Origin of the sequence: Pseudomonas wadenswilerensis, from assembly GCF_900497695.1 — a bacterium.
GTDB classification, from domain to species: domain Bacteria; phylum Pseudomonadota; class Gammaproteobacteria; order Pseudomonadales; family Pseudomonadaceae; genus Aquipseudomonas; species Aquipseudomonas wadenswilerensis.
In genome coordinates, this window is the sequence record NZ_UIDD01000010.1 from 69,900 (window position 1) to 91,064 (window position 21,165).

Sequence of the window (21,165 nt, forward strand, 5' to 3'; positions counted from 1 at the left end):
GCCGTTTTTTTGTGCCTGGCGTCAGGGCCTCATCGCGGCTCAAGCCCGCTCCTACACCCAACCTGCGTGGTTACTTGCGTGCAGCCTCCCAGGATTTGAGCAGTTCGCTGTAGCTCACGGTTTCGCCCTTGGGCTTCTCGTTGGCCAGTTTCGGCTTCGGTGCCCCCGGCTGGTCGAACCAGTACTGGGCATCACGCTCCTTGTTCAGCTTGGGTGCGCAAGTCGCCTGAGCCTTGGAGCGCTCCAGACGCTCGAGGATGCGGTCCTGATCCTTGGCCAGGCCATCCAGCGCCTCCTGCGGGGTCTTCTCGCCACTCGCCGCCTCGGCGATATGGCTCCACCACAGCTGCGCCAGCCGCGGGTAGTCCGGCACGTTGGTGCCGGTCGGAGTCCATTGCACCCGCGCCGGGCTGCGGTAGAACTCCACCAGCCCACCGAGCTTGGGCGCAAGATCGGTCATGGCCTGGGAGTTGATGTCCGACTCGCGGATCGGCGTCAGCCCGACAATGGTCTTTTTCAGCGAGACGGTCTTGGAGGTGACGAACTGGGCGTATAGCCAGGCGGCCAGGCGCTGCTTCTCTGGCGTCGACTTGAGGAAGGTCCAGGAGCCAGCATCCTGATAGCCAAGCTTCATGCCCTCCTCCCAGTACGGCCCCTTGGGCGACGGTGCCATGCGCCACTTCGGCGTGCCGTCGGCGTTCATCACCGGCAGGCCTGGCTTGGTCATGTCGGCGGTAAAGGCGGTGTACCAGAAAATCTGCTGGGCGATGTTGCCCTGGGACGGCACCGGCCCGGATTCGGAGAAAGTCATGCCCTGGGCCTCTGGCGGCGCATAGGCGCGCATCCAGTCGACATATTTTTGCGTGGCGTAGACCGCAGCCGGGCCATTGGTGTCGCCGCCACGGGTAACGCTGGAGCCGACCGGATGGCAGTCTTCGACGCGAATGCCCCATTCATCCACCGGCAAGCCGTTGGGCAGGCCCTTGTCTCCACCACCGGCCATGGAGAACCAGGCATCGGTGAAGCGCCAGCCCAGCGAAGGATCTTTCTTGCCGTAGTCCATGTGCCCGTAAACGCGTTTGCCGTCGATTTCCTTGACGTCCTCGCTGAAGAACTTGGCGATGTCTTCATAGGCCGACCAGTTCACCGGCACGCCCAGCTCGTAGCCGTACTTTTCCTTGAACTTGGCCTTGAGGTCGGGGCGGTCGAACCAGTCGGCGCGGAACCAGTAGAGGTTGGCGAACTGCTGGTCAGGCAGTTGATAGATCTTGCCGTCCGGCGCGGTGGTGAAGGAGATGCCGATAAAGTCCTTAAGGTCCAGGGTCGGCGAGGTGTAGTCCTTGCCTTCGTTGGCCATCAGGTCGGTGATGGATTCAGTCTTACCATAGCGAAGGTGGGTACCGATCAGGTCGGAATCATTGACCCAACCGTCGTAGATATTCTTGTCCGACTGCATCTGCGTCTGCAGTTTTTCCACCACGTCGCCTTCCTGCAGCAAGTCGTGGGTCAGCTTGATCCCGGTAATCTCGCTGAATGCCTTGGCCAGCACCTTGGCCTCGTACTCATGGGTGGCGATGGTTTCCGACACCACGTTGATCTTCATCCCGCGAAACGGCTCGGACGCCTTGATGAACCACTTCAACTCTTCAAGCTGCTGCTCGGGAGTCAGGGTCGAAGGCTTGAACTCGCTGCCGATCCACTTCTTGGCGGCATCTTCATAGGCATCGGCCCAGGCACTGGCGTGAAAGCTGCCAAGCACCAGCAGGGCTGCCAGGGTCAAATGTCGCCGGTTCTTGTTGTTGTCGAACATTGTGATCTCCCGATTGAGTATTTTCCCGGAGCCCTGCCGATTGCCCTCGGCTAACCCCAGCGCATCACCACCAACAGCCAGGCCAGGGACAGCAGCGAGGCTACCCACAGGTTCCAGTCGCTGAGCCCGATTACCAGCAGGTGCAGGTAAGCGCTGACCAGCAAACCAATGAACAACCGGTCGCCACGGCTGGTGGCGATCGGCAGAAAACCACGACGCTCGACGCACGGCCGGCGCAGCTCATACAGCGTCATGCCCAGCAGCAACAGGCCGATCGAGGCGAAGAAGATCGTTGTTGGCAAAGTCCAGGCCATCCAGTCCATAGCGCGCTCCTCAGACCCGGCCCAGGGCAAAGCCCTTGGCGACATGGTTACGGACAAACCAGATCACCAGCATGCCCGGCAGAATGGTCAGTACCCCGGCAGCGGCCAGCACGCCCCAGTCGATTCCCGAGGCCGACACCGTTCGGGTCATCACCGCGGCAATCGGCTTGGCGTTCACCGAGGTCAGGGTGCGTGCCAGCAGCAGTTCGACCCAGGAAAACATGAAGCAGAAAAACGCCGTGACGCCGATGCCGGAGCCAATCAGCGGCACGAAGATCTTCACGAAGAACCGCGGGAAGCTGTAGCCGTCGATGTAGGCGGTTTCGTCAATTTCCTTCGGTACTCCGGACATGAAGCCTTCGAGAATCCACACCGCCAGCGGAACGTTGAACAGGCAGTGGGCCAGGGCCACGGCAATGTGCGTATCGAACAGGCCGATGGACGAATACAGCTGGAAGAACGGCAGGAGAAACACTGCCGGTGGCGCCATGCGGTTGGTCAGCAGCCAGAAGAACAGGTGTTTGTCGCCAAGAAAGCGGTAGCGCGAGAAGGCATAGGCTGCCGGCAAGGCCACGCTCAGGGAGATCACCGTGTTCAGGCACACGTAGTACAGCGAGTTGATGTAGCCGCTGTACCAACTGGGGTCGGTGAAGATCACCCGGTAGTTGTCGAAGGTGAAGTTCTGCGGCCACAGGGTCAGGCCGCCGAGGATCTCGGTGTTGCTCTTGAACGACATGTTCAGCAGCCAGTAGATCGGCACCAGCAGGAACAGGATGTACAGCAGCAGCGGCAGCGTCTTGCGCAGGTTCATGGGCGGCCCCTACTGTTTGTCGGCATGGGTCATGGCGGTATAGAACAGCCATGACACCAGCAGAATGATCAGAAAGTACACCAGCGAGAACGCCGCCGCAGGTCCCAGGTCGAACTGACCGACCGCCATCTGCGTCAGGGTCTGGCTGAGGAAAGTAGTGGCATTGCCCGGCCCGCCACCGGTGAGCACGAACGGCTCGGTGTAGATCATGAAGCTGTCCATGAAGCGCAGCATCACCGCGATCAACAGCACGTTCTTCATCTTCGGCAACTGGATATGCCGGAACACCGCCCAGGCCGAAGCGCGGTCGATGCGCGCCGCCTGGTAATACACGTCGGGAATTGCGCGCAGGCCGGAGTAACACAGCAGCGCCACCAGCGAGGTCCAGTGCCAGACGTCCATCACCAGCACTGTGACCCAGGCGTCCATGGTGTTGGCGGCATAGTTGTAGTTGATGCCCAGCTGGTTGAGTGAAGCACCCAGCAGGCCGATATCGGCACGGCCGAAAATCTGCCAGATGGTGCCGACCACGTTCCACGGGATCAGCAGCGGAATGGCCATGACGATCAGGCACAGGGACGACCAGCGGCCCTTGGTCGGCATGGTCAGGGCGACGGCGATCCCCAGGGGGATTTCAATCAGCAGCACGCAGGCCGAGTAGATGAACTGGCGCAGCAGGGAGTCGTGCAGGCGCGGGTCCTGCAGCACCTGGCGGTACCAGTCGGCGCCAACGAAGTAGCGGCTGGACTGGTCGAAAATGTCCTGCACCGAGTAGTTGACCACGGTCATCATCGGTACCACGGCGCTGAAGGCCACCAGCAAAAACACCGGCAGCACCAGCCACCAGGCCTTGTTGTTGGGCACCTTGTTCATGGCCGGGCCTCCAGCAGCACGTCATCGGCATAGAGCATCAGCCACTGCGCCGGAAAACTGATCCAGGCCTGGCCCACCGGCAAGGTGCGGTCCTCGCCCAGGCGCACTTTGAGCGGCACGCCTTGCAGGTCGAGGGTGAGGATCTTGTAGGTCCCCAGGTCTTCGACATCCACCACCCGGGCGCTGAAGCCTTCGTCGAACGGCGTGTCCCAGACCTGGACGAATTCCGGACGGATGCCCACCTGCAGGTGCGTGGTGTTGCTCGCCGCCAGGCGCTCCTGCAGATCCCCAGGCAATGGCAGGTGGATGCCGGCAAAGCCGACCCCGCCGGGCTGCACCTGCACCGGGATCAGGTTCATCCCCGGGCTGCCGATGAAGTAGCCGACAAAGGTGTGGCGCGGCCGTTCGAACAACTCGCGGGGGGTGCCGAACTGGACGATCTGCCCGCCATACATCACCGCGATCTTGTCAGCGAAGGTCGAGGCTTCGAGCTGATCGTGGGTGACGTAGATCATGGTGATGTTGAACTGCTCATGGATCTGCTTGAGCTTGCGCCGCAGCTTCCATTTAAGGTGCGGGTCGATCACCGTCAGCGGCTCGTCGAAGAGGATCGCCGAGACGTCGTCGCGCACCAGGCCGCGGCCCATGGAGACCTTCTGCTTCTCATCGGCGCTGAGGTTGCGGGCTTTCTTCTTCAACAGGTTACCCAGGTCGAGCACCTCGGCGATCTCTGCCACCTTCTTGCCGATGCGCACTTCATCCAGGCCCTGGTTGCGCAGCGGAAAGGCCAGGTTGTCGAACACTGTCATGGTGTCGTAGACCACCGGGAACTGGAACACCTGGGCGATGTTGCGGGCCTGCGGCGACAGCGCGTTGACCACCTTGCCATCAAACAATACCTGGCCCTGGGACGGGCTGAGCAGCCCGGAAATGATATTGAGCAACGTGGATTTGCCGCACCCCGAAGGCCCGAGCAAGGCATAGGCACCGCCCTGCTCCCAGACATGTTCGAGCTCGCGCAAGGCATAGTCGTCAGCGCCCTGCGGGTCACGGCTGTAGCTGTGCGCCAGCTGTTGCAGGCGAATCTCGGCCATCAGGCGACCCTCGCTTCACGCAGGCCCGGCGCCTGCACCAGCTGCCCGGCGGTGTCGAAGACAAACAGCTTGTGGGTGGGGATGAACACCCGGATCGGCGCATCGACGTGGTACTCGTGCACGCCAGGCAGGTGCAGGACCAGGCGAAAGTGCTCGTTGCGCACATGCAGGAAGGTTTCCGAGCCGCTGATTTCCGCCAGTTCCACCAGCACTGCCAGCTCCAGGTCATCGTCGTTGGACGGCACCAGGCTGATATGGCTCGGGCGCACGCCAAAGCGGTAATCGCCATCGCCAATGCGGCGCAGATCGGCGTTCATGGCGAAATGCACGGCACCGGCAAAACTCACCTCATTGCCGCTGATACGCCCGGGCATCAGATTGATCGGCGGCTCGGAAAACAGCTCGGCGGCCAGCACTGTGCGCGGCTGGTGATAGACCTGGGCAGTGGGCCCGCTCTGCACGATGCGCCCTTCATGGAGGATGGTGGTGGTGCCACCCAGGGCCAGGGCTTCGTTGGGTTCGGTGGTGGCGTACACGGCAATGCAATGGCGGGCGGCGAACAGCTCGCGCATCTCCTGGCGCAACTCTTCACGCAGCTTGTAGTCGAGGTTCACCAGCGGCTCATCGAACAGGATCAGTTCGGCGTCCTTGACCAGTGCCCGAGCCATGGCCGTGCGTTGCTGCTGACCGCCCGACAGCTCCAGCGGCAAGCGTTGCAGAAACGGCTCGATACGCAGCATCTGCGCGGTCTGCTGGACTTTCTCGCGGATCAGCGCTTCGGCCATGCGCGCCTGGCGCAAGGGTGAGGCAATGTTCTCGAACACGCTCAGGGTCGGGTAGTTGATGAACTGCTGATAGACCATCGACACATTGCGCTGGCGCACCGGGCGGCCGGTGACATCTTCGCCATTCATCAGCACCCGGCCACGGTCCGGCCGATCAAGCCCGGCCATCAGGCGCATGAGGCTGGTCTTGCCGGCCAGGGTGCGGCCAAGCAGCACATTGAACGAGCCGGGCTCGAAGCTCAGGCAGGCATCGTCGATGCACACCTGGTTATCCACGGTACGGCTGACATGTTCGAGCGTGAGCGACATGGCGCGGCCTTCTTGTTGTTATCGAGCAGGCGCACAAGGCAGAGCCAGATTCGTGCCAGCGGTTGCCAAGCCTTTGCCGGCAAAAGCAATTCAGCGAACTGACCGATGGCCGGGGTTCACACCTGAACAGAAATGAACAGCCTTCGCTGCACAGTTGAACAGCCGCGGCATTGACAATGAACAGGACTGAACAACACTGGATCAGACAAAAACAACAACACTGCCGCCGGCAGAGGACGGGCCCATGGCCGCATCCACCAGCGCCCATGCGCAACTGATCCAGGCCTCCTGGCAGCGCTGCCGCGCCTACGGCCTGGATCACCAGTCACAACCGCAGTTCGGCGAAGCATCCGCCGCCCAGGTCAGCGAACTGCTCGAACGCGAGCATTCACTGCTGGGCACCACCCGCGACGAGGTGCTGCCGCAATACGCGCACCTGCTCGGCAACTCCAGTTACCTGATCATGCTCAGCGACCATCAGGGCCAGTTGCTCGATGCCTGGGGCACCCGCCGCTTTATCGACCCGCGCCAGCGCCACGGCTTTGTCGCCGGCGCCTGCTGGCGGGAACAAGGGGTGGGCACCAATGCCATCGGCACCGCCCTGGCTACCGGCGAGGCGGTGCATGTCAGCCAGGATGAGCATTTCCTCAAGCTCAACCGCTTCATGGCCAGCGCCGCCGCCCCCTTGTTCGACGCCGAGCGCCAGTTGATCGGCGTACTCGATGTGTCCAGCGACAGCTACCTGCCGGCGGCGCAAACCCAGGGCCTGGTGCGGATGATGAGCCAGAGCCTGGAGAACCGCCTGATCCTGGCGCGCTTTGCCGGGGATTACCGGCAACTGAGCTTCAATACCGGCGCCAACAACCTCGACAGCCAATGGGCCGGGCTGCTGGTGTTCGATGACCAGGGCCGGGTGCTGGCGGCCAATCGCCGGGCCGACAGTTTGCTCGGCCAGAATCCGTTGCAACTGAACCTGGAGCAGTTGTTCAGGACGCCCCTGGTGCAACTGCTCGGCCACAGCGCAGAGCAACCGTTCGCCGTGCAGGTGACCGGGCGCAACCGTTTTCATTGCCTGTTGCATGCCCCCACCCAAGCCCCGCGGGCCACACCGGTCAGCCATGCGCAAACCACCTGCGACCCGCGTATCGACAAGGCCCTGCACCAGGCCGGGTTGTTGCTGGAAAAGGACATTCCACTATTGATCGAGGGCGAAACCGGAGCCGGCAAGGAAGTCTTCGTCAATGCCCTGCACCGCGCCAGCAGCCGCGCCGGCCAGCCGTTGATTGCGGTGAACTGCGCAGCGATTCCGGCCGAGCTGGTCGAGTCGGAGCTGTTCGGCTACGAGAAAGGCGCATTCACCGGCGCCCATCACAAGGGCAACATCGGCCTGATCCGCAAGGCCGACCGGGGCATCCTGTTTCTCGATGAAATCGGTGACATGCCGCTGCCGACCCAGGCACGCCTGCTGCGTTTTCTGCAGACCCGCAACATCCAGCCATTGGGCAGTGGTGAACCGATCCCGGTGGATATCCGCGTGGTCTCGGCGACCAACCAGAACCTCGCCGACCAAGTACGTCTGGGCCACTTTCGCCAGGACCTGTACTACCGCATCGCCGGTCTCAGCCTGATGCTGCCGCCATTGCGCGAACGCAGCGACCGCCTGGCCCTGATCGAACAGCTCCACCAGCAGCACCGCGAGCCCGGGGCGCCGACGCAACTGCCCGGCAAGGTGCTGGAACTGCTGCTCCAGCACCCCTGGCCGGGCAACCTGCGCCAGCTGGCCAGCGTGCTCCAGGTCGCACTGGCGCTGGCGGGCGGGCGGCCGATTGCTGTGGAGCACCTGCCGGACAGTTTCTTTGCCGATCTGCCCGCCTCCAGGCCGCAGCCCCCCGTGTTGCCGCCACCAGCTAGCGCCGACGACCTCGGCCAGCGCCTGCAAGGCCTCAACGGCAATATCTCGGCCCTGGCCCGGGCCCTGGGCATCAGCCGCACCACCCTGTACAAGCGCCTGCACGCCCAGGGCCAGGCCGGTACAGTTGACGAACGCCTGGGCTGATGGTCAGATGCCTGCCAGTTTCAGGTGCCTGCCGCCGCCGTGCGTCAGGTGAAACGGGAAGCCGGTGCGTCGTTATCGACCAGTCCGGCGCTGCCCCCGCAACGGTAAGCGAGTGAAGCATTCAACCCGCCACTGTGCCCACAGGCATGGGAAGGCGAATGGCTTCAAGCCTCGCAAGCCCGGAGACCGGCCTGAAGCCCCACGACTGCACGCAGTCATTTAGGCAAACCTGCGGAGGGCGGGCACGAGCCGGCTGCCTGGCGCGTGTTGGCTGGGGCCCTCCTGTGCGCTTCGCGAATGTTTTTCGAGAAGTCCATGACAGCAACAACCCCCAAGCGTCGCCGCGGCCGCGTCGCCGAAGATGAAATCCAGAGCAAGCCCGAGTGGTCGCAGATCCCCGAGCATACCCGCCACGTGATGCTCTGCACCGGCCCTCGCTGCGTGCAACGCGGTGCCCTGCCGCTGTGGAAAGTCCTGCGCCGCGAGCTGCTGGTGGCCAACCGTATCGAAACCACTGACGGCGTGCTGCTGACCCGCAGCCATTGCCAGTTCCCCTGCAACCTCGGCCCAGTGCTGACGGTGTATCCGGACCGTTGCTGGTACCGGGTAGCCAATGCCGAAGACGCGCAACGGCTGGTGCGCGAACACCTGATCGAGGGTCAGCCGGTGCCCGATCTGCTGCTCAATGGCCAGGTGTCATGAGGTGGTTCGGCGCCAGCTTGCTGGCCGTGTTGAGCAGCAGCGCCCTGGCCCTGGACTATCAAAACTGCGGGCAGACCTGGCAACTGCCACATGACCGTCCACAACGCATCCTGGCCCTCAACCAGCACGCCGCCGACCTGCTGCTGGCCCTTGAAGCCGGCCCAACCCTGGCCGCGGTCAGCTATATCGATGACGACCCGCAAGCCCTGGCCAGCGGACGCTATCGCGGCGTCCCCCTGTTGTCACGCCGCTACCCGGCAACCGAGGTCGTCTATGCCCAGGGTTACGACCTGCTGGTCGGCGGTTTTGCCAGCGCCTTTCGCGACAGCGACGGCGTAGCCCTGCGCACGACCTTGAAGGCCAACGGCATCGGCACTTACCTGCTGGAGAACGCCTGCGCGCCAGCGACCGAAAACGGCTTTGCCGCCGTTGAACAAGACCTGCGTGTCCTCGGCCGCCTGTTGCAGCGCGACGCCCAGGCCAGCCACCTGATCGCCCGCCAGCGCCAGGATCTGGCCGCTGCTAAAGCCATCGCCGGGCACGGGCAGCCGCTGTCGGTGTTCTACCTCGACAGCGAGGTCAACGGCCTGCACAGCGAAGGCAAGCGCGGCTTCATCACCCAACTGATCGACGCGGCGGGCGGCCGCAACCTTTACGCCGAGGTTGAGCTGAACCGGGTCACGGTCGATGCCGAAAGCCTGCTGCGCGCCGACCCCGACGTCATCATCCTTGCCGATGCAGTGTGGTCGCCCGCCGCCGGCAAGCGCGCTTACCTGCGCAAGCACCCGGCGCTCTCGCACTTGCAAGCCGTGCGCAACAATCGCCTGATCGACCTGCCCTTCACCCACATCCTTGCCGGCGAACACAGCGCCAGCACCGCGCTGAGCCTGGCGCGGCAGCTGCGCGCCTTCAAGCAAGACCCACCTTGAGTCATCACAGCAGATTCCGCTGTCAAACCCACTATTTCAGCTTTACCGGCTGAGCGCCCAACGCGCTTCAGCCGGGATTTATCATTGATCACGTCGACAATAAGCACACAGCCAACCCCGGATGCGTGCCTCGATGCAAACAACAAATACAGTCTTGATGATCCGCCCGGCGCGGTTCGCCTTCAACCCGGATACCGCCCTCAACAACCGTTTCCAGCAAGCCCTGCTCGAGCCGGAGCAGGCACAGCAGAAAGCGCTGGAAGAGTTCGATGGTTATGTCGACACCCTGCGCCAGCACGGCGTCGAAGTGCTGGTGGTGCAGGACACCCCGGCGCCGCACACCCCTGACTCGATTTTCCCCAACAACTGGTGGAGCAGCCACGCCGACGGCAGCCTGGTGCTCTACCCGATGGAAGGCCAGAACCGCCGCCTGGAGCGCAGCAAGGGCGTGCTCAAGGTGCTCGAAGAGCGTTTTGCCGTCCGTCAGACCATCGATCTGAGCCCCCTGGAACAGCAGAGTATGTATCTGGAAGGGACCGGCAGCATGGTCCTGGATCGCGAGCACCGGATCAGCTATGCCTGCCATTCCGGGCGCACCCACACCCAGGCCCTGCGCCTGTTCGCCGAACAGCTCGACTATCGCCTGTGCCTGTTCCACGCCGTCGACCGCCACCAGGCGCCGATCTATCACTGCAATGTGATGATGAGCGTTGGCCGCGGGCTCTCGGTGGTCTGCCTGCAGGCCCTGCCCGAGGCCGCCGAGCGCCGCGCCCTGGAGCACTCGCTGCGCGACACCGGCAAGGACATCCTGGCCCTGGATTTCGACCAGCTCGAAGGTTTCGCCGGCAACATGCTTGAAGTCCACGACAAGCAAGGCCAGCCGCTGCTGGTGATGTCGCGCAGCGCCTGGCGCTCGCTCAGCCCCGAACAGCGCCGGCAGGTCGAACAGCACAGCCACCCGGTGGTGGTGAACATCGACCATATCGAGCGCATTGGCGGCGGCAGCGCGCGCTGCATGCTCGCCGAAGTGCACCTGCCCGTCCGTCACTGATTACAACAAAGGAGTTCATCATGACCCGCTATATCGACGTTACCGACCTCAGCCGCCTGGTGGCACGCAAAGGCCTGAGCACCTGCATCAGCGAAATGGCCGAGTACATCCGTGAGGACTACCTGCGCTGGCAGGACTTCGAAAAATGCGCACGCCTGGCCAACCACTCGCCCGATGGCGTGATCGAGCTGATGCCGGTGTCCGACGCCAACCTTTACGCCTTCAAGTACGTCAACGGCCACCCGAAAAATACCCATCGCGGCATGCTCACGGTAATGGCCTTCGGCGCCCTGGGCGACGTCGATACCGGCGCGCCGGTGCTGCTCAGCGAAATGACCCTGACCACCGCCATCCGTACCGCCGCGACCTCGGCCCTGGCCGCCCGCTACCTGGCGCGCAAGGACAGCCGCAGCATGGCGCTGATCGGCAACGGCTCGCAAAGCGAGTTCCAGGCCCTGGCCTTCCACGCCCTGCTGGGCATCGAAGACATTCGCCTGTATGACCTGGACCCGGCCGCCAGCGCCAAACTGGTCGCCAACCTCAGCGCCTTCCCTGCAATCAAGGTAACCGTCGCCGGTTCCGTCGCCGAAGCGGTGCGCGGCGCCGACATCGTCACCACGGTGACCGCCGACAAGGCCTACGCCACCATCCTCACGCCGGAGATGATCGAGCCGGGCATGCACCTCAATGCCGTCGGCGGTGACTGCCCGGGCAAGACCGAACTGCACCGCGAGATCGTCGAGCGCGCGCGGGTGATCGTCGAGTACGAACCGCAAAGCCGCATCGAAGGCGAAATCCAGCAAATGCCCGCCGACTCGCCGACCACCGAATTCTGGCAAGTGATCAACGGCCAGGTGGCCGGTCGCGAAAACGCCGCGCAAGTGACGCTGTTCGACTCGGTCGGCTTCGCCCTCGAAGATTACTCGGCGCTGCGTTATGTGCTGGACGTGGCCAAGGCCCTGGACATCGGCAGCGAGATCGCCCTGGTGCCGGAACTCAAGGACCCGAAAGACCTGTTCGCGCTGCTGCGTGCACCGGTTGAAAACCTGCAGAAAAAACGCGCCTGAACCCGACCGATTCTGCCGTGCCACCGCGCGGCAGATCGGAAACTGCTGCAAGGGAAGCTTAAACAGGAGGTGCCTCAGCCGATTCGGCTGCCATACACGCGTTAACAGCAAAATCCGGCAGCCGACGCCGGCGCAAACGACACAAAAAAAACGTCGTCATCGCGCATTCTGAGCCCGACCAGAGAGTCACTAAAAGACCAGAAGCGCACCACTGCCCTACATCAACTATAAAACTCAGGGATACTCATATGACTTCGCTGCGAAAGCTCCTCAGCGTGCTGCTCCTGCCACTGTGCGCAAGTGCGGTGCAGGCCAAGGAATGGACCGAGATCCGTTTCGGCGTCTACCCCGAATACCCCCCTTTTGAATCCGTTGCCGCCGATGGCAGCCTGCAAGGCTTCGACATCGAGCTGGGCAACGCCATCTGCGCCAAGCTGCAAGTCAAATGCACCTGGGTGCACAACGAATTCGACGGCATGATCCCGGCCCTGCGGGCACGCAAGTTCGACGCAATCATGTCGTCGATGGCGGTGACCCCGGCGCGGCAGAAACAGATCGACTTCAGCGCCCGGCTGTTCCTCAGCCCGACTTCGGTGATCGTGCGCAAGAACGCCGACTTCGGCGACACCCCCGAATCGCTCAAGGGCAAGCAGGTCGGCGTATTGCAGGGCTCGCTGCAGGAAGCGTATGCCCGTGCCAAGCTGGCGCCGCTGGGGGCCCAGGTCAAGGCCTACCAGGCCCAGGACCAGAACTACGCCGACCTGATCAACGGCCGCCTCGACGCCACCCTGACCGACAAGCTCGAAGCCCAGCTGAACTTCCTCACCAAGCCCGAAGGCGCCGACTTCAAGAGCGGCCCGGCGATCAAGGACCCTACCCTGCCCCTGGACATCGCCATGGGCCTGCGCAAGAACGACAGCGAGCTCAAGGCCCTGCTCGACAAAGGCATTGCTGCGGTGCATGCCGATGGCACCTTCGCCGCCATCCAGAAGAAGTACGTCGGCGACCTGGATATCTACAACGAGTAAGCCGTGTCGTCGTGATCGGTTCGCCCTGAGCTGATCACGGCCGCATTTGCCCTGCGTCCTACCGAGATTTTTCCCGTGAACGACTTCCTTCACTCCCATGGCTGGCAGGCCCTGAGCTTGCAGGGCTTCGGCCCGCTGTTGCTGCAAGGGACCTGGATGACCCTGAAACTGGCGCTGCTGTCGCTTGGCCTGAGCCTGGCCCTGGGCCTGTTCGGCGCCAGCGCCAAGCTCTCGCGGCTGAAACTGCTGCGCGTGCCGGCAACCCTGTACACCACGCTGATTCGCAGCGTGCCGGACCTGGTGCTGATCCTGCTGATCTTCTACACCCTGCAACTGTGGCTCAACGACCTGACCGAAATGCTCGGCTGGGACTACTTCGAAATCGACCCGTTTACTGCCGGGGTCATCACCCTGGGCTTCATCTACGGCGCCTACTTCACCGAGAACTTTCGCGGCGCGATCCTCAGCGTCCCGGCCGGGCAGCTGGAGGCAGCCACAGCCTATGGGCTGAGCAAGGCGCAACGCTTTCGCCTGGTGCTGTTCCCGCAACTGATGCGCTTCGCCCTGCCGGGCCTGGGCAACAACTGGCTGGTGCTGCTCAAGTCCACCGCGCTGGTGTCGATCATCGGCCTCGCCGACCTGGTCAAGGCCGCGCAGAACGCCGGCAAGACCACCAACAACACCCTGTACTTCCTGATCATCGCCGGGCTTGTGTACCTGCTGATCACCACCCTCTCCAACCGCTTGTTCAAGCACCTGGAGCGGCGTTACAACACCGGCATCAAGGGGCTGGCACGATGATCGAACTCTTTGAACAGTACGGCCAGGCCTACCTCTACAGCGATGGCGCCGGGCTTTCCGGGCTGGCCATGACCCTTTGGCTGTTCGTCATCACCATGATCCTGGGCTTTTTCCTGTCGCTGCCGCTGGCCCTGGCGCGGGTGTCGCGCAACCTGTGGCTGCGCTGGCCGGTGGAGTTCTACACCTTCGTGTTTCGCGGCACGCCGCTCTACATCCAGTTGCTGATCTGCTACACCGGCCTGTACGGGCTGGAGGTGGTACGCGATCACGCCCTGCTCGACCAGTTCTTTCGCAATGCGCTGAACTGCACCCTGCTGGCCTTCGTGCTCAATACCTGTGCCTACACCGTGGAGATCTTCGCCGGGGCGATTCGCAACATTCCCCATGGCGAGATCGAAGCGGCCCAGGCCTATGGCCTGCACGGCTGGAAGCTGAACCTGTTCGTGGTCTTGCCCGCAGCCCTGCGCCGTTCGCTGCCGGCCTACAGCAACGAACTGATCCTGATGCTGCACGCCACGTCGCTGGCCTTCACCGCCACCATCGCCGACATCCTCAAGGTCGCCCGCGATGCCAACGCCGCCACCTTCCTGACCTTTCAGGCCTTCGGAACGGCGGCGCTTCTGTACATGTTGCTGTCCTTCGCGCTGGTCGGGCTGTTTCGCCTGGCCGAGCGGCGCTGGATGGGTTTTCTTGTTCCTGCCCGAGGCTAATTCATGACCACTACCGCACACGCCCTGGCGACCGCCGAGCCCACTCCCCGCAGCCGCCCAAGCCCGCGCATCGCCAGCGTTGCCGCCGATGCCACGGTCAAGCTGAGCGTTGCCGACCTGCACAAACGCTATGGTGAACATGAAGTGCTCAAGGGCGTCTCGCTGCAGGCGCGCAAAGGCGACGTGATCAGCCTGATCGGCGCCAGCGGCTCGGGCAAGAGCACCATGCTGCGCTGCATCAACTTCCTCGAGCAACCCGATGCCGGGGTCATCACCCTCGATGAACAGACGATCGAAATGCGCCAGGGCCGCGCCGGCACGCGCGCACCGCATCCGGCGCAACTGCAGAACCTGCGCACGCGCCTGGCCATGGTGTTCCAGCACTTCAACCTGTGGAGCCACATGACCGTGCTGGAGAACATCTGCATGGCGCCGCGGCGGGTGCTCGGGGTCAGCAGCCAGGAAGCCGAAGCCCGGGCGCGCAAGTACCTGGACAAGGTCGGCCTGCCGCCGCGGGCTGCCGACCAGTACCCGGCGTTCCTCTCCGGTGGCCAGCAACAGCGGGTGGCGATAGCCCGGGCCCTGGCCATGGAGCCGGAAATCATTCTCTTCGATGAACCGACCTCGGCCCTGGACCCGGAGCTGGTCGGTGAAGTGCTGAAAGTCATACAGACGCTGGCCGAGGAAGGCCGTACCATGCTCATGGTCACCCACGAGATGGGCTTTGCCCGTCAGGTGTCGAGCCAGGTGCTGTTTCTGCATCAGGGCCGGGTCGAGGAACAGGGAAGCGCCGAGATACTTGACCAGCCGCAGAGCGAGCGCCTGCAGCAATTTCTTTCCAACCGTTTGAAGTGAAGCCGAACCTGCATGGATACCAAGGTCAACAGCCCACAGACCACGCCGCCCCTGGACCGGATCGACGAAGCGATCATCGACGTGCTGCGCCATAACGGGCGCATCACCTATGAAAAGCTCTCATCGCTGGTGCACCTCACCCCACGCCCGTGCCTGGAGCGGGTGCGCAAGCTGGAACGGCGCGGGGTGATTCGCGGCTATGGCGCGATCATCGATGTGCAGATGGTTTCGCCCGGTTTGTCGCTGCTGGTGCTGGTGGCCCTCTCCAACCAGAGCGGGCGCGCGGCGCAAAAGGCGTTTGAAGCCTGCGTGCGCGCCTGCCCGCAGGTGTTCGACTGCCAGCTGATCAGTGGTCACTTCGACTATAGCCTGCGCATGCGTTGCCGTGACATGGAGCACTATCGGGTGCTGACCGAAACCTGGATGAACAACGACGAGCTGCACATCGACAAGCTGGTCGCCCACCCGGAGCTGGCGGTGGTGAAGAACACCGCCCCCCAGCTCTAACCCCGCAATCAGGTACGCGGCGGCGCCACCGGCCCGCTGCGCGACCAGTCCAGCAACAGGCTGTAGGCCACCGCCAGCAAGGTCGGGCCGATGAACAGGCCGATAAAGCCGAAGGCCAGCAGGCCGCCAAATACCCCGAGCAGGACAATCACCAGCGGCAGGTTGCCGCCACGGCTGATCAGGTAGGGTTTGAGCACGTTGTCGACGCCGCTGATGATGAAGGTACCCCAGAGGCCGAGGAACACCGCCATGCCGTATTCGCCCTGCCAGGCCAGCCACGCGGTGGCCGGAACCCAGGCCAGTGGCGGGCCCATGGGGATCAGGCTGAGCATGAAGGTGACGATCCCCAGCACCAGCGCCCCCGGTACACCGGCAATCAAAAAGCCGATCAGCGCCAGTACGGCTTGCGCCGCTGCCGTGCCGATCACGCCGTTGACCACCCGTTGCACGGTACCGGCCACCAGGTCCAGGTAGTACTCGGCACGCTCGCCGATCAGCCGGTCCAGCAGGCGCAGCACGAAAGCCGCCAGCCGTGGCCCGTCACGGTAGAAGAAGAACACGAAGACCAGGCTCAGGGTCAGCTCGAGAATGCCGCTGCCGATCTGCGCGCTGCGCGCCAGCAGCCAATTGCCGACCTGGCCCAGGTACGGCTTGATGGTGGTCAGCAAGGCCGCGCCCTGCTGGTCGATGGTGTCCCACATGCCCACCAGACGTTCGCCCACCAACGGCACGCCGCCTAGCCAGCTCGGTGCATCGGGCAGGCCGTCGACCTGCACGTCGCGTACGAAGGCGGTGGCATCACGAATATGGTCGGCCAGGTTGAAGCCCAGCCACACCAGCGGCAGTGCCACCAGCAAGATCCACAAGGTGGTCAGCAAGCCTGCGGCCAGGGTTTCGCGACCGCCGAGCAGGCGGGTCAACAGGCGCATCAGCGGCCAGCTGGCATAGGCCAGGATGGCGCCCCAAAGTAGCGCCGAAATAAACGGCGCCATCACCCACAGGCCGGCGCCAAGCAGCGCCAGCAGGATGATCTGCACCAGCAGGCGGTCATTATTTGGCATCATGCTTCTCGATCAACGAATCAGTTCGACGTGGAAACCATCGGTCTCTGCGCTACCCACTTCCAGTCGCGCCGAAAGTACTCCGGCCTTTACCAACTGCTCGCGCCAGGCTTCGGCCTTGGCCCCGCTCAGGCTCACGCGCAAGGTGGTGTTGTTGTTCAGGCTGCGCCCGATCAGGTTGACCCAAGCCTGCGCTGGCTCGCCGTTCAAGTCAGGGTAGTCGAGCTTGCCGGTGTCGAGCAGTTCGCGCATCAAGGTCGCTGCAGTTGGCAGCAACTCGCCCAGGGGCGCCTCGGCGACAAACTCTTCGACATGCAGGTAGGCGCGCTTGTTGCCACGGGTGACGCTGTACAGGGCGATCAGGGTATTGCTCTGCTCGGCGGAGCGGCGCAGCAGGATGAACGCCTGTTGCTCGTCGGCGCCCGACAGCGTGCGGTTCTTGAACACCTCGTTGGCCCACAGGCTGTTCTCGCCACAATCGCGGGCCTGGCACCAGAACAACGGATAACCGCCATCCTTCTGCAAGGCTTCGCGGGCTGCGGTGAAGGCTTCGTTGGCGCTGCGCTCGCGAGGCAGCTCGTAGGTGGTCGAGCTGACCTGGCCACGGCTCTCGATCTTGCCGTCGACCCGCAGCTGGTTGCTGATCTTGCGCAGGCCGCCCAGCGGGTAGATGCGCTCCTGCAACACTGGAGGGCGCTGATCGACCACTTTGGCGTCCAGCGGCACCGGCAACCCCTCGGCCAGCAACGGCGCGCTGGCGAGAACGCCGAGCCCGGCCATCACCGCCTGGATAAAAGGTTTGAGCCTCATAGGCACGCCACCGAGCGCGGGGCGTCAAGGTGGTCAACGGATGTGGCGTTGTCTTGCTCGTTCATGGTTGTCTCCCTGTTCAACCCGCCAAGCCTCGACAGTTGCCCGCCACAAGTCAAGGAATGCCAAAGAAGCGATTGAAACAGTCTGCAACAAGGGTTGCGCCGGCCTCGTCATTCAGGTGCAGGTGATGGCCGCCCGGCAGTTGTTCTCGCTCAAAGGGTAGCTGCTCAAGCAACGTGCCGTGGCGCGCCAGCATGCCCTCGGCTGCCACCACCAGTTTCGCCGGGCAGGCGATGCGCTGCACAAAGCTCATGGCCTGGGCTTCGTTGAGCCGGGTGGGCGATGGCAGGGTCAGGCGGCTGTCACTGCGCCAGCTGAAACCACCGGGTACCGGCATCAGCCCACGCTGGGCGAGCAGCTCGGCGGCTTCGCGGCTGACCGCCACCAGGCCCTTCATGCGCGCCTCGATTGCCTGGTCGAGGGTCGGGTGCACCGCCTTGCGTTTGCTGTCCAGGCGCAGTTGCGCCTGCAGGGCCATGCCCATGCGTTCGGCGGCATCCTGAGGGCCGCTGGTGGGCGGGATCACCCCGTCGATCAAGGCCAGGCGAGTGACCCGTTCGGGCAGCGAACCGGCCAGCAGCACCGAAATGATCGCCCCAAGCGAATGCCCGAGCAGGGCAAAATGCGCCCACCCCATCTGCTCGGCGACGCGCAGCACATCGTGGGCGTAATCGGCCAGGGCATAGCCGGCGCCAGCCGGGCGATGGTCGGAATGGCCATGGCCCGCCAGGTCCAGGGCCAGGATGCGCAGGCCCTTGAGCCGGGGCGCCAGGCGGGAAAAGCTGTTGGCGTTGTCGAGCCAGCCGTGCAAGGCGATTACCGGCAGGCCATCGGCGGGCCCGAACAAGTGTGCGGCCAGCTCGATATGACCCAGGTTCAGGCGAACTTCTTCCATTTCGCTACTCATGCCGGGGTGTCCTGCCAGCGGTCGAACAGGTCCTTGATCAGGCTCGCGGTATCGGTGGGGTGCTCCAGCGGAAACATATGGCCGCCGGGCAGACTGTGGTATTCGCCTTTCGGCATGCCACGCACGGCCAGGGCGTGATGACGCTTGACCACTCGGCTATGACTGCCACGGACCATGGCCAGGGGCAACTGCAACTGTTTGGCCGGGCTTGGGCTGGTGTGCGGCAGGCTGCGGTAGATGCTGATCTCCGTGGCCGGATCAAAGCGCAGGCGCAAGCCGTCTTCGTCAGGCTGCAGTCCATGCTCCAGGTAGGCGTCCAGGCATTCCGGGTCGAAATGCCGGAACAACGTCTTGCCAGCAAAGTAGGCCCGCGCGCTGTCACGATCGGCAAAGGCTTCGCGGCGGCCCATCGTGCGCCCGGCCGGGGTGATGCGATCGATGAAACCCATGCGCTTGGCTGCCTGGATCAGCCACTGATCGACCCGGGTCAATACCGGCGAATCGAGCATCACCACACCACGGTAGTACTGCGGGCAGCGCATGGCCGCATGCAGGTGCAACACGCCACCCAAGGAATGACCGACGCCCCAGACCGGGCCGGGTTGTTGCTCCAGGTGATGGATCAGTTCGTCGACCAGGTTCTGCCAGTTGTCATTGACCGGAAAACGCGGATCGTGGGCGTGCTGGGCCAGGTGGGTCACCTGATAGTCGGGGGCCAGCGCAGCAAAGAGCTTGCCGTAAGTGGCCGAGGGGAAGCCATTGGCATGGGCGAAGAAGATCTGCTGCGACATGGCCGCCAATCCAGAGGGAAGTGATGGCTCATTGTCGGCAACCGCACCCGCTGCGGCAATGTCCGGAAAGGCCATCGGCGACGGCAATCAGGTCAATACTCGCCGAAACTGGCCATGGAGCGGCGCAGGCAGGCCTGCATATAGGCCAGTTGCTGCTCCAGGGCTTCGCGGGCACGGCGTTTGTCTTCGGCATCGAGCTCGAGCCGACGCAAGGCCAGGCAACTGGTCTGCAGCAGGTGTGACATACGGATGCTGGCCTGGCGCAGCTGCTCCAGCTCGTACTGGCCTTCGAACTTGCGCAGCAGGTAGTCGAGCTTGGCGTCGGCGCTGTCCTGCAGCATGCGGTACTCGGCAAAATCCAGCGCCTGGTGCTTGCGCACCTTGTCGAGCGTCGGCTGCACATCGGCCGAGTACACCAGATCCAGATGTCTACTGCTCATAGTCGAATTCCCTGGGACACCCTGCCCCGCAACTTCAACGCACGCTAACAAGCTGCACGGAGCACGACAACTGGTAAAAATGTCAGGTCGATCAGCGGCTCGGTGCGTCCTGACCCAGGGGAATCACGGCAATAGTCAGACGCGAAATGCAGCTGGCCTTGCCCTCGTCGCTGCTCAAGCGAATATCCCAGACGTGGGTGCTGCGGCCGATGTGCACCGGCTTGGCCGTCGCCGTCACCCGCCCGCTGCGGATCCCGCGCAGGTGGTTGGCGTTGATTTCCAGGCCCACGCAGTAGAACTTCTGCGGGTCGATGCACAGGTAGCTGGCCATCGAGCCGACGGTTTCGGCCAGCACCACCGAGGCGCCGCCGTGCAGCAGGCCGTAAGGCTGGTGGGTGCGGTGATCGACGACAATGCTGGCGCTGAGTGAGTCCTCGCTGAAGGCCTCAAAGCGGATGTCCAGCACTTCGCCGATGGTGTTTTTCAGCAACGCGTTGAGGTGATCGATATCAGGCTGGGTGTGCCACAGGCTCATGGGATCAATCCTTCTTGTCATTGTTGTAGCGGGTGATTCATGGGTGATGCAGGTTACTCAGGGTCATCAGCCCGGCCAGCGGCCATTCGCCTTCGAGCTGCGCCAGGCTGGCGGTGCTCATTGCCGCCGGGTGCCGGTAGTTACCATGTTCCAGCAAGCCGACCAGGTTGCCCACCAGCGGTTGGTGACTGACCAGCAGCACCTCCTCCACGCCCAGTTTGTCCAGCTCGGCGATGACCGCTTGCGGGTCACTGTCGGGGGTCAGCCAGGACACGGTCTGCACCGGTTTGGCAAACCCGAGCGCTTCATGGACCAGGGCAGCGGTCTGCTGGGCACGTACATAGGGGCTGGCGAGGATCACCTGCGGTGGTTGGCCAAGCAACACCGCCGCGCTGCGCAGCACCTGCTCGCGGCCATGGGCGGTGAGCCGGCGCTCGGCATCGGTGTTGGCCCGCTGCTCGGCCTCGCCGTGACGCAGAACCCAGAGCTTCACAGCTTCGGCTCTTCGTCGCGTACCGGATGCGGCGCAGGCGGTACGCTGTGCGCGGCTTCGCCTTCCGGCGCGCGCGGGGTTGGCCAGTCGGCGAACGGCCAGGGCTTCTGGTCGCTGTGGAAGCTGCCGAAGCGGCCGATCTGGGCCAGGAACTGGCTGAGGCTGTCGCCGAAATTCATCAGGCTGGCGCTCGGTGCACCGTAAATCAGCCGGTAGATCAGTTGCACCAGCACCAGGCCACCGAGCAGCAGTTCGGCCAGTTGCCAGACCACCAGGAATACCAGCATCCACAGTACGCGCAAGATGATCGATTCGCGCTGGGTCTGGTTCGAAGATTCGTTCATGTCCTGCTCC

The 21,165-nt window shown here is 63.6% G+C and carries 24 protein-coding genes and 1 riboswitch; of the genes, 10 read left to right on the forward strand and 14 right to left on the reverse strand.

Annotated elements, in window-relative coordinates:
• Positions 1-70 precede the first annotated feature (70 nt).
• The 6 genes from CCOS864_RS19195 to CCOS864_RS19220 are packed head-to-tail and all read right to left on the reverse strand — an operon-like array spanning position 71 to position 6,005.
• A complete protein-coding gene (locus CCOS864_RS19195; protein ID WP_036994421.1) occupies positions 71-1,810 on the reverse strand; it encodes an ABC transporter substrate-binding protein in 1,740 nt (579 codons plus the stop codon).
• 50 nt (positions 1,811-1,860) lie between these two features.
• Positions 1,861-2,133 carry a DUF2160 domain-containing protein gene (locus tag CCOS864_RS19200; protein WP_115087908.1) on the reverse strand — a complete coding sequence of 91 codons (273 nt, stop codon included), beginning with the start codon at positions 2,131-2,133 and terminating at the stop codon, positions 1,861-1,863.
• A gap of 10 nt (positions 2,134-2,143) precedes the next feature.
• Positions 2,144-2,944, reverse strand: coding sequence for a carbohydrate ABC transporter permease (locus CCOS864_RS19205; protein WP_010224614.1), 801 nt, complete (start codon positions 2,942-2,944; stop codon positions 2,144-2,146).
• A 9-nt stretch (positions 2,945-2,953) separates the two neighbouring features.
• A complete protein-coding gene (locus CCOS864_RS19210; RefSeq protein ID WP_115087909.1) occupies positions 2,954-3,817 on the reverse strand; it encodes a carbohydrate ABC transporter permease in 864 nt (287 codons plus the stop codon).
• A complete protein-coding gene (locus CCOS864_RS19215; RefSeq protein WP_115087910.1) occupies positions 3,814-4,911 on the reverse strand; it encodes an ABC transporter ATP-binding protein in 1,098 nt (365 codons plus the stop codon). Before CCOS864_RS19215 ends, CCOS864_RS19210 begins: the two co-directional genes overlap by 4 nt.
• Positions 4,911-6,005: an ABC transporter ATP-binding protein gene (locus CCOS864_RS19220; RefSeq protein WP_010224620.1), complete on the reverse strand. Its 1,095-nt coding sequence runs from the start codon at positions 6,003-6,005 to the stop codon at positions 4,911-4,913. Before CCOS864_RS19220 ends, CCOS864_RS19215 begins: the two co-directional genes overlap by 1 nt.
• Positions 6,006-6,249: 244 nt before the next feature.
• Between CCOS864_RS19220 and CCOS864_RS19225 the strand changes: the two genes are divergently transcribed.
• From CCOS864_RS19225 to CCOS864_RS19270, 10 genes are all read left to right on the forward strand, one after another.
• Positions 6,250-8,061 carry a sigma-54-dependent Fis family transcriptional regulator gene (locus CCOS864_RS19225; protein WP_115087911.1) on the forward strand — a complete coding sequence of 604 codons (1,812 nt, stop codon included), beginning with the start codon at positions 6,250-6,252 and terminating at the stop codon, positions 8,059-8,061.
• A 5-nt stretch (positions 8,062-8,066) separates the two neighbouring features.
• A riboswitch (cobalamin riboswitch) is annotated at positions 8,067-8,270 on the forward strand.
• 106 nt (positions 8,271-8,376) lie between these two features.
• Positions 8,377-8,763: a (2Fe-2S) ferredoxin domain-containing protein gene (locus CCOS864_RS19230; RefSeq protein ID WP_051636725.1), complete on the forward strand. Its 387-nt coding sequence runs from the start codon at positions 8,377-8,379 to the stop codon at positions 8,761-8,763.
• Positions 8,760-9,692: an ABC transporter substrate-binding protein gene (locus tag CCOS864_RS19235; protein ID WP_115087912.1), complete on the forward strand. Its 933-nt coding sequence runs from the start codon at positions 8,760-8,762 to the stop codon at positions 9,690-9,692. The genes CCOS864_RS19230 and CCOS864_RS19235 overlap by 4 nt, the downstream gene beginning before the upstream one ends.
• A gap of 133 nt (positions 9,693-9,825) precedes the next feature.
• Complete coding sequence (gene ctlX, locus CCOS864_RS19240) at positions 9,826-10,743, forward strand: citrulline utilization hydrolase CtlX (protein ID WP_115088496.1); 918 nt, start codon at positions 9,826-9,828, stop codon at positions 10,741-10,743.
• Positions 10,744-10,763: 20 nt separating this feature from the next.
• On the forward strand, positions 10,764-11,810 hold the full coding sequence (locus CCOS864_RS19245) for an ornithine cyclodeaminase (RefSeq protein ID WP_115087913.1): 1,047 nt from the start codon (positions 10,764-10,766) through the stop codon (positions 11,808-11,810).
• 248 nt (positions 11,811-12,058) lie between these two features.
• A complete protein-coding gene (locus tag CCOS864_RS19250; protein WP_115087914.1) occupies positions 12,059-12,838 on the forward strand; it encodes an ABC transporter substrate-binding protein in 780 nt (259 codons plus the stop codon).
• Between the two features lie 75 nt (positions 12,839-12,913).
• Complete coding sequence (locus CCOS864_RS19255) at positions 12,914-13,639, forward strand: ABC transporter permease (protein WP_115087915.1); 726 nt, start codon at positions 12,914-12,916, stop codon at positions 13,637-13,639.
• Positions 13,636-14,349, forward strand: coding sequence for an ABC transporter permease (locus CCOS864_RS19260; protein WP_115087916.1), 714 nt, complete (start codon positions 13,636-13,638; stop codon positions 14,347-14,349). Before CCOS864_RS19255 ends, CCOS864_RS19260 begins: the two co-directional genes overlap by 4 nt.
• Before the next feature lie 3 nt (positions 14,350-14,352).
• Positions 14,353-15,204: an ABC transporter ATP-binding protein gene (locus CCOS864_RS19265; protein WP_233674513.1), complete on the forward strand. Its 852-nt coding sequence runs from the start codon at positions 14,353-14,355 to the stop codon at positions 15,202-15,204.
• A gap of 12 nt (positions 15,205-15,216) precedes the next feature.
• Complete coding sequence (locus tag CCOS864_RS19270; protein WP_010224632.1) at positions 15,217-15,711, forward strand: Lrp/AsnC family transcriptional regulator; 495 nt, start codon at positions 15,217-15,219, stop codon at positions 15,709-15,711.
• Positions 15,712-15,719: 8 nt separating this feature from the next.
• Here the strand turns inward: CCOS864_RS19270 and CCOS864_RS19275 are convergent, their stop codons facing one another.
• The 8 genes from CCOS864_RS19275 to CCOS864_RS19310 form a co-directional block, all read right to left on the reverse strand.
• A complete protein-coding gene (locus CCOS864_RS19275; protein WP_115088498.1) occupies positions 15,720-16,772 on the reverse strand; it encodes an AI-2E family transporter in 1,053 nt (350 codons plus the stop codon).
• Positions 16,773-16,784: 12 nt separating this feature from the next.
• The gene (locus CCOS864_RS19280; RefSeq protein WP_115087917.1) at positions 16,785-17,552 is read right to left on the reverse strand and encodes a DUF4892 domain-containing protein; all 768 of its coding nucleotides are present in this window, start codon (positions 17,550-17,552) and stop codon (positions 16,785-16,787) included.
• A gap of 145 nt (positions 17,553-17,697) precedes the next feature.
• Entirely contained in the window at positions 17,698-18,552 is an 855-nt protein-coding gene (locus tag CCOS864_RS19285; protein WP_115087918.1) for an alpha/beta hydrolase, read from the reverse strand.
• On the reverse strand, positions 18,549-19,343 hold the full coding sequence (locus CCOS864_RS19290; RefSeq protein ID WP_115087919.1) for an alpha/beta hydrolase: 795 nt from the start codon (positions 19,341-19,343) through the stop codon (positions 18,549-18,551). Before CCOS864_RS19290 ends, CCOS864_RS19285 begins: the two co-directional genes overlap by 4 nt.
• A gap of 92 nt (positions 19,344-19,435) precedes the next feature.
• Entirely contained in the window at positions 19,436-19,783 is a 348-nt protein-coding gene (locus CCOS864_RS19295) for a hypothetical protein (protein WP_115087920.1), read from the reverse strand.
• Between the two features lie 91 nt (positions 19,784-19,874).
• Positions 19,875-20,318, reverse strand: coding sequence for a hotdog fold thioesterase (locus tag CCOS864_RS19300; protein WP_115087921.1), 444 nt, complete (start codon positions 20,316-20,318; stop codon positions 19,875-19,877).
• Between the two features lie 37 nt (positions 20,319-20,355).
• Positions 20,356-20,811 carry a phosphohistidine phosphatase SixA gene (sixA, locus tag CCOS864_RS19305; protein ID WP_115087922.1) on the reverse strand — a complete coding sequence of 152 codons (456 nt, stop codon included), beginning with the start codon at positions 20,809-20,811 and terminating at the stop codon, positions 20,356-20,358.
• Positions 20,808-21,155 carry a DUF4389 domain-containing protein gene (locus tag CCOS864_RS19310; protein ID WP_010224647.1) on the reverse strand — a complete coding sequence of 116 codons (348 nt, stop codon included), beginning with the start codon at positions 21,153-21,155 and terminating at the stop codon, positions 20,808-20,810. The genes sixA and CCOS864_RS19310 overlap by 4 nt, the downstream gene beginning before the upstream one ends.
• Positions 21,156-21,165 lie beyond the last annotated feature (10 nt).

Bases quoted from the DNA above. Each gene is read 5' to 3' on its own strand.
- CCOS864_RS19195 (WP_036994421.1), bottom strand. From the start codon at position 1,810: ATGTTCGACAACAACAAGAACCGGCGACATTTGACCCTGGCAGCCCTG.
- CCOS864_RS19200 (WP_115087908.1), bottom strand. From the start codon at position 2,133: ATGGACTGGATGGCCTGGACTTTGCCAACAACGATCTTCTTCGCCTCG.
- CCOS864_RS19205 (WP_010224614.1), bottom strand. From the start codon at position 2,944: ATGAACCTGCGCAAGACGCTGCCGCTGCTGCTGTACATCCTGTTCCTG.
- CCOS864_RS19210 (WP_115087909.1), bottom strand. From the start codon at position 3,817: ATGAACAAGGTGCCCAACAACAAGGCCTGGTGGCTGGTGCTGCCGGTG.
- CCOS864_RS19215 (WP_115087910.1), bottom strand. From the start codon at position 4,911: ATGGCCGAGATTCGCCTGCAACAGCTGGCGCACAGCTACAGCCGTGAC.
- CCOS864_RS19220 (WP_010224620.1), bottom strand. From the start codon at position 6,005: ATGTCGCTCACGCTCGAACATGTCAGCCGTACCGTGGATAACCAGGTG.
- CCOS864_RS19225 (WP_115087911.1), top strand. From the start codon at position 6,250: ATGGCCGCATCCACCAGCGCCCATGCGCAACTGATCCAGGCCTCCTGG.
- CCOS864_RS19230 (WP_051636725.1), top strand. From the start codon at position 8,377: ATGACAGCAACAACCCCCAAGCGTCGCCGCGGCCGCGTCGCCGAAGAT.
- CCOS864_RS19235 (WP_115087912.1), top strand. From the start codon at position 8,760: ATGAGGTGGTTCGGCGCCAGCTTGCTGGCCGTGTTGAGCAGCAGCGCC.
- ctlX (WP_115088496.1), top strand. From the start codon at position 9,826: ATGCAAACAACAAATACAGTCTTGATGATCCGCCCGGCGCGGTTCGCC.
- CCOS864_RS19245 (WP_115087913.1), top strand. From the start codon at position 10,764: ATGACCCGCTATATCGACGTTACCGACCTCAGCCGCCTGGTGGCACGC.
- CCOS864_RS19250 (WP_115087914.1), top strand. From the start codon at position 12,059: ATGACTTCGCTGCGAAAGCTCCTCAGCGTGCTGCTCCTGCCACTGTGC.
- CCOS864_RS19260 (WP_115087916.1), top strand. From the start codon at position 13,636: ATGATCGAACTCTTTGAACAGTACGGCCAGGCCTACCTCTACAGCGAT.
- CCOS864_RS19265 (WP_233674513.1), top strand. From the start codon at position 14,353: ATGACCACTACCGCACACGCCCTGGCGACCGCCGAGCCCACTCCCCGC.
- CCOS864_RS19270 (WP_010224632.1), top strand. From the start codon at position 15,217: ATGGATACCAAGGTCAACAGCCCACAGACCACGCCGCCCCTGGACCGG.
- CCOS864_RS19275 (WP_115088498.1), bottom strand. From the start codon at position 16,772: ATGCCAAATAATGACCGCCTGCTGGTGCAGATCATCCTGCTGGCGCTG.
- CCOS864_RS19280 (WP_115087917.1), bottom strand. From the start codon at position 17,552: ATGGCCGGGCTCGGCGTTCTCGCCAGCGCGCCGTTGCTGGCCGAGGGG.
- CCOS864_RS19285 (WP_115087918.1), bottom strand. From the start codon at position 18,552: ATGAGTAGCGAAATGGAAGAAGTTCGCCTGAACCTGGGTCATATCGAG.
- CCOS864_RS19290 (WP_115087919.1), bottom strand. From the start codon at position 19,343: ATGTCGCAGCAGATCTTCTTCGCCCATGCCAATGGCTTCCCCTCGGCC.
- CCOS864_RS19295 (WP_115087920.1), bottom strand. From the start codon at position 19,783: ATGAGCAGTAGACATCTGGATCTGGTGTACTCGGCCGATGTGCAGCCG.
- CCOS864_RS19300 (WP_115087921.1), bottom strand. From the start codon at position 20,318: ATGAGCCTGTGGCACACCCAGCCTGATATCGATCACCTCAACGCGTTG.
- CCOS864_RS19310 (WP_010224647.1), bottom strand. From the start codon at position 21,155: ATGAACGAATCTTCGAACCAGACCCAGCGCGAATCGATCATCTTGCGC.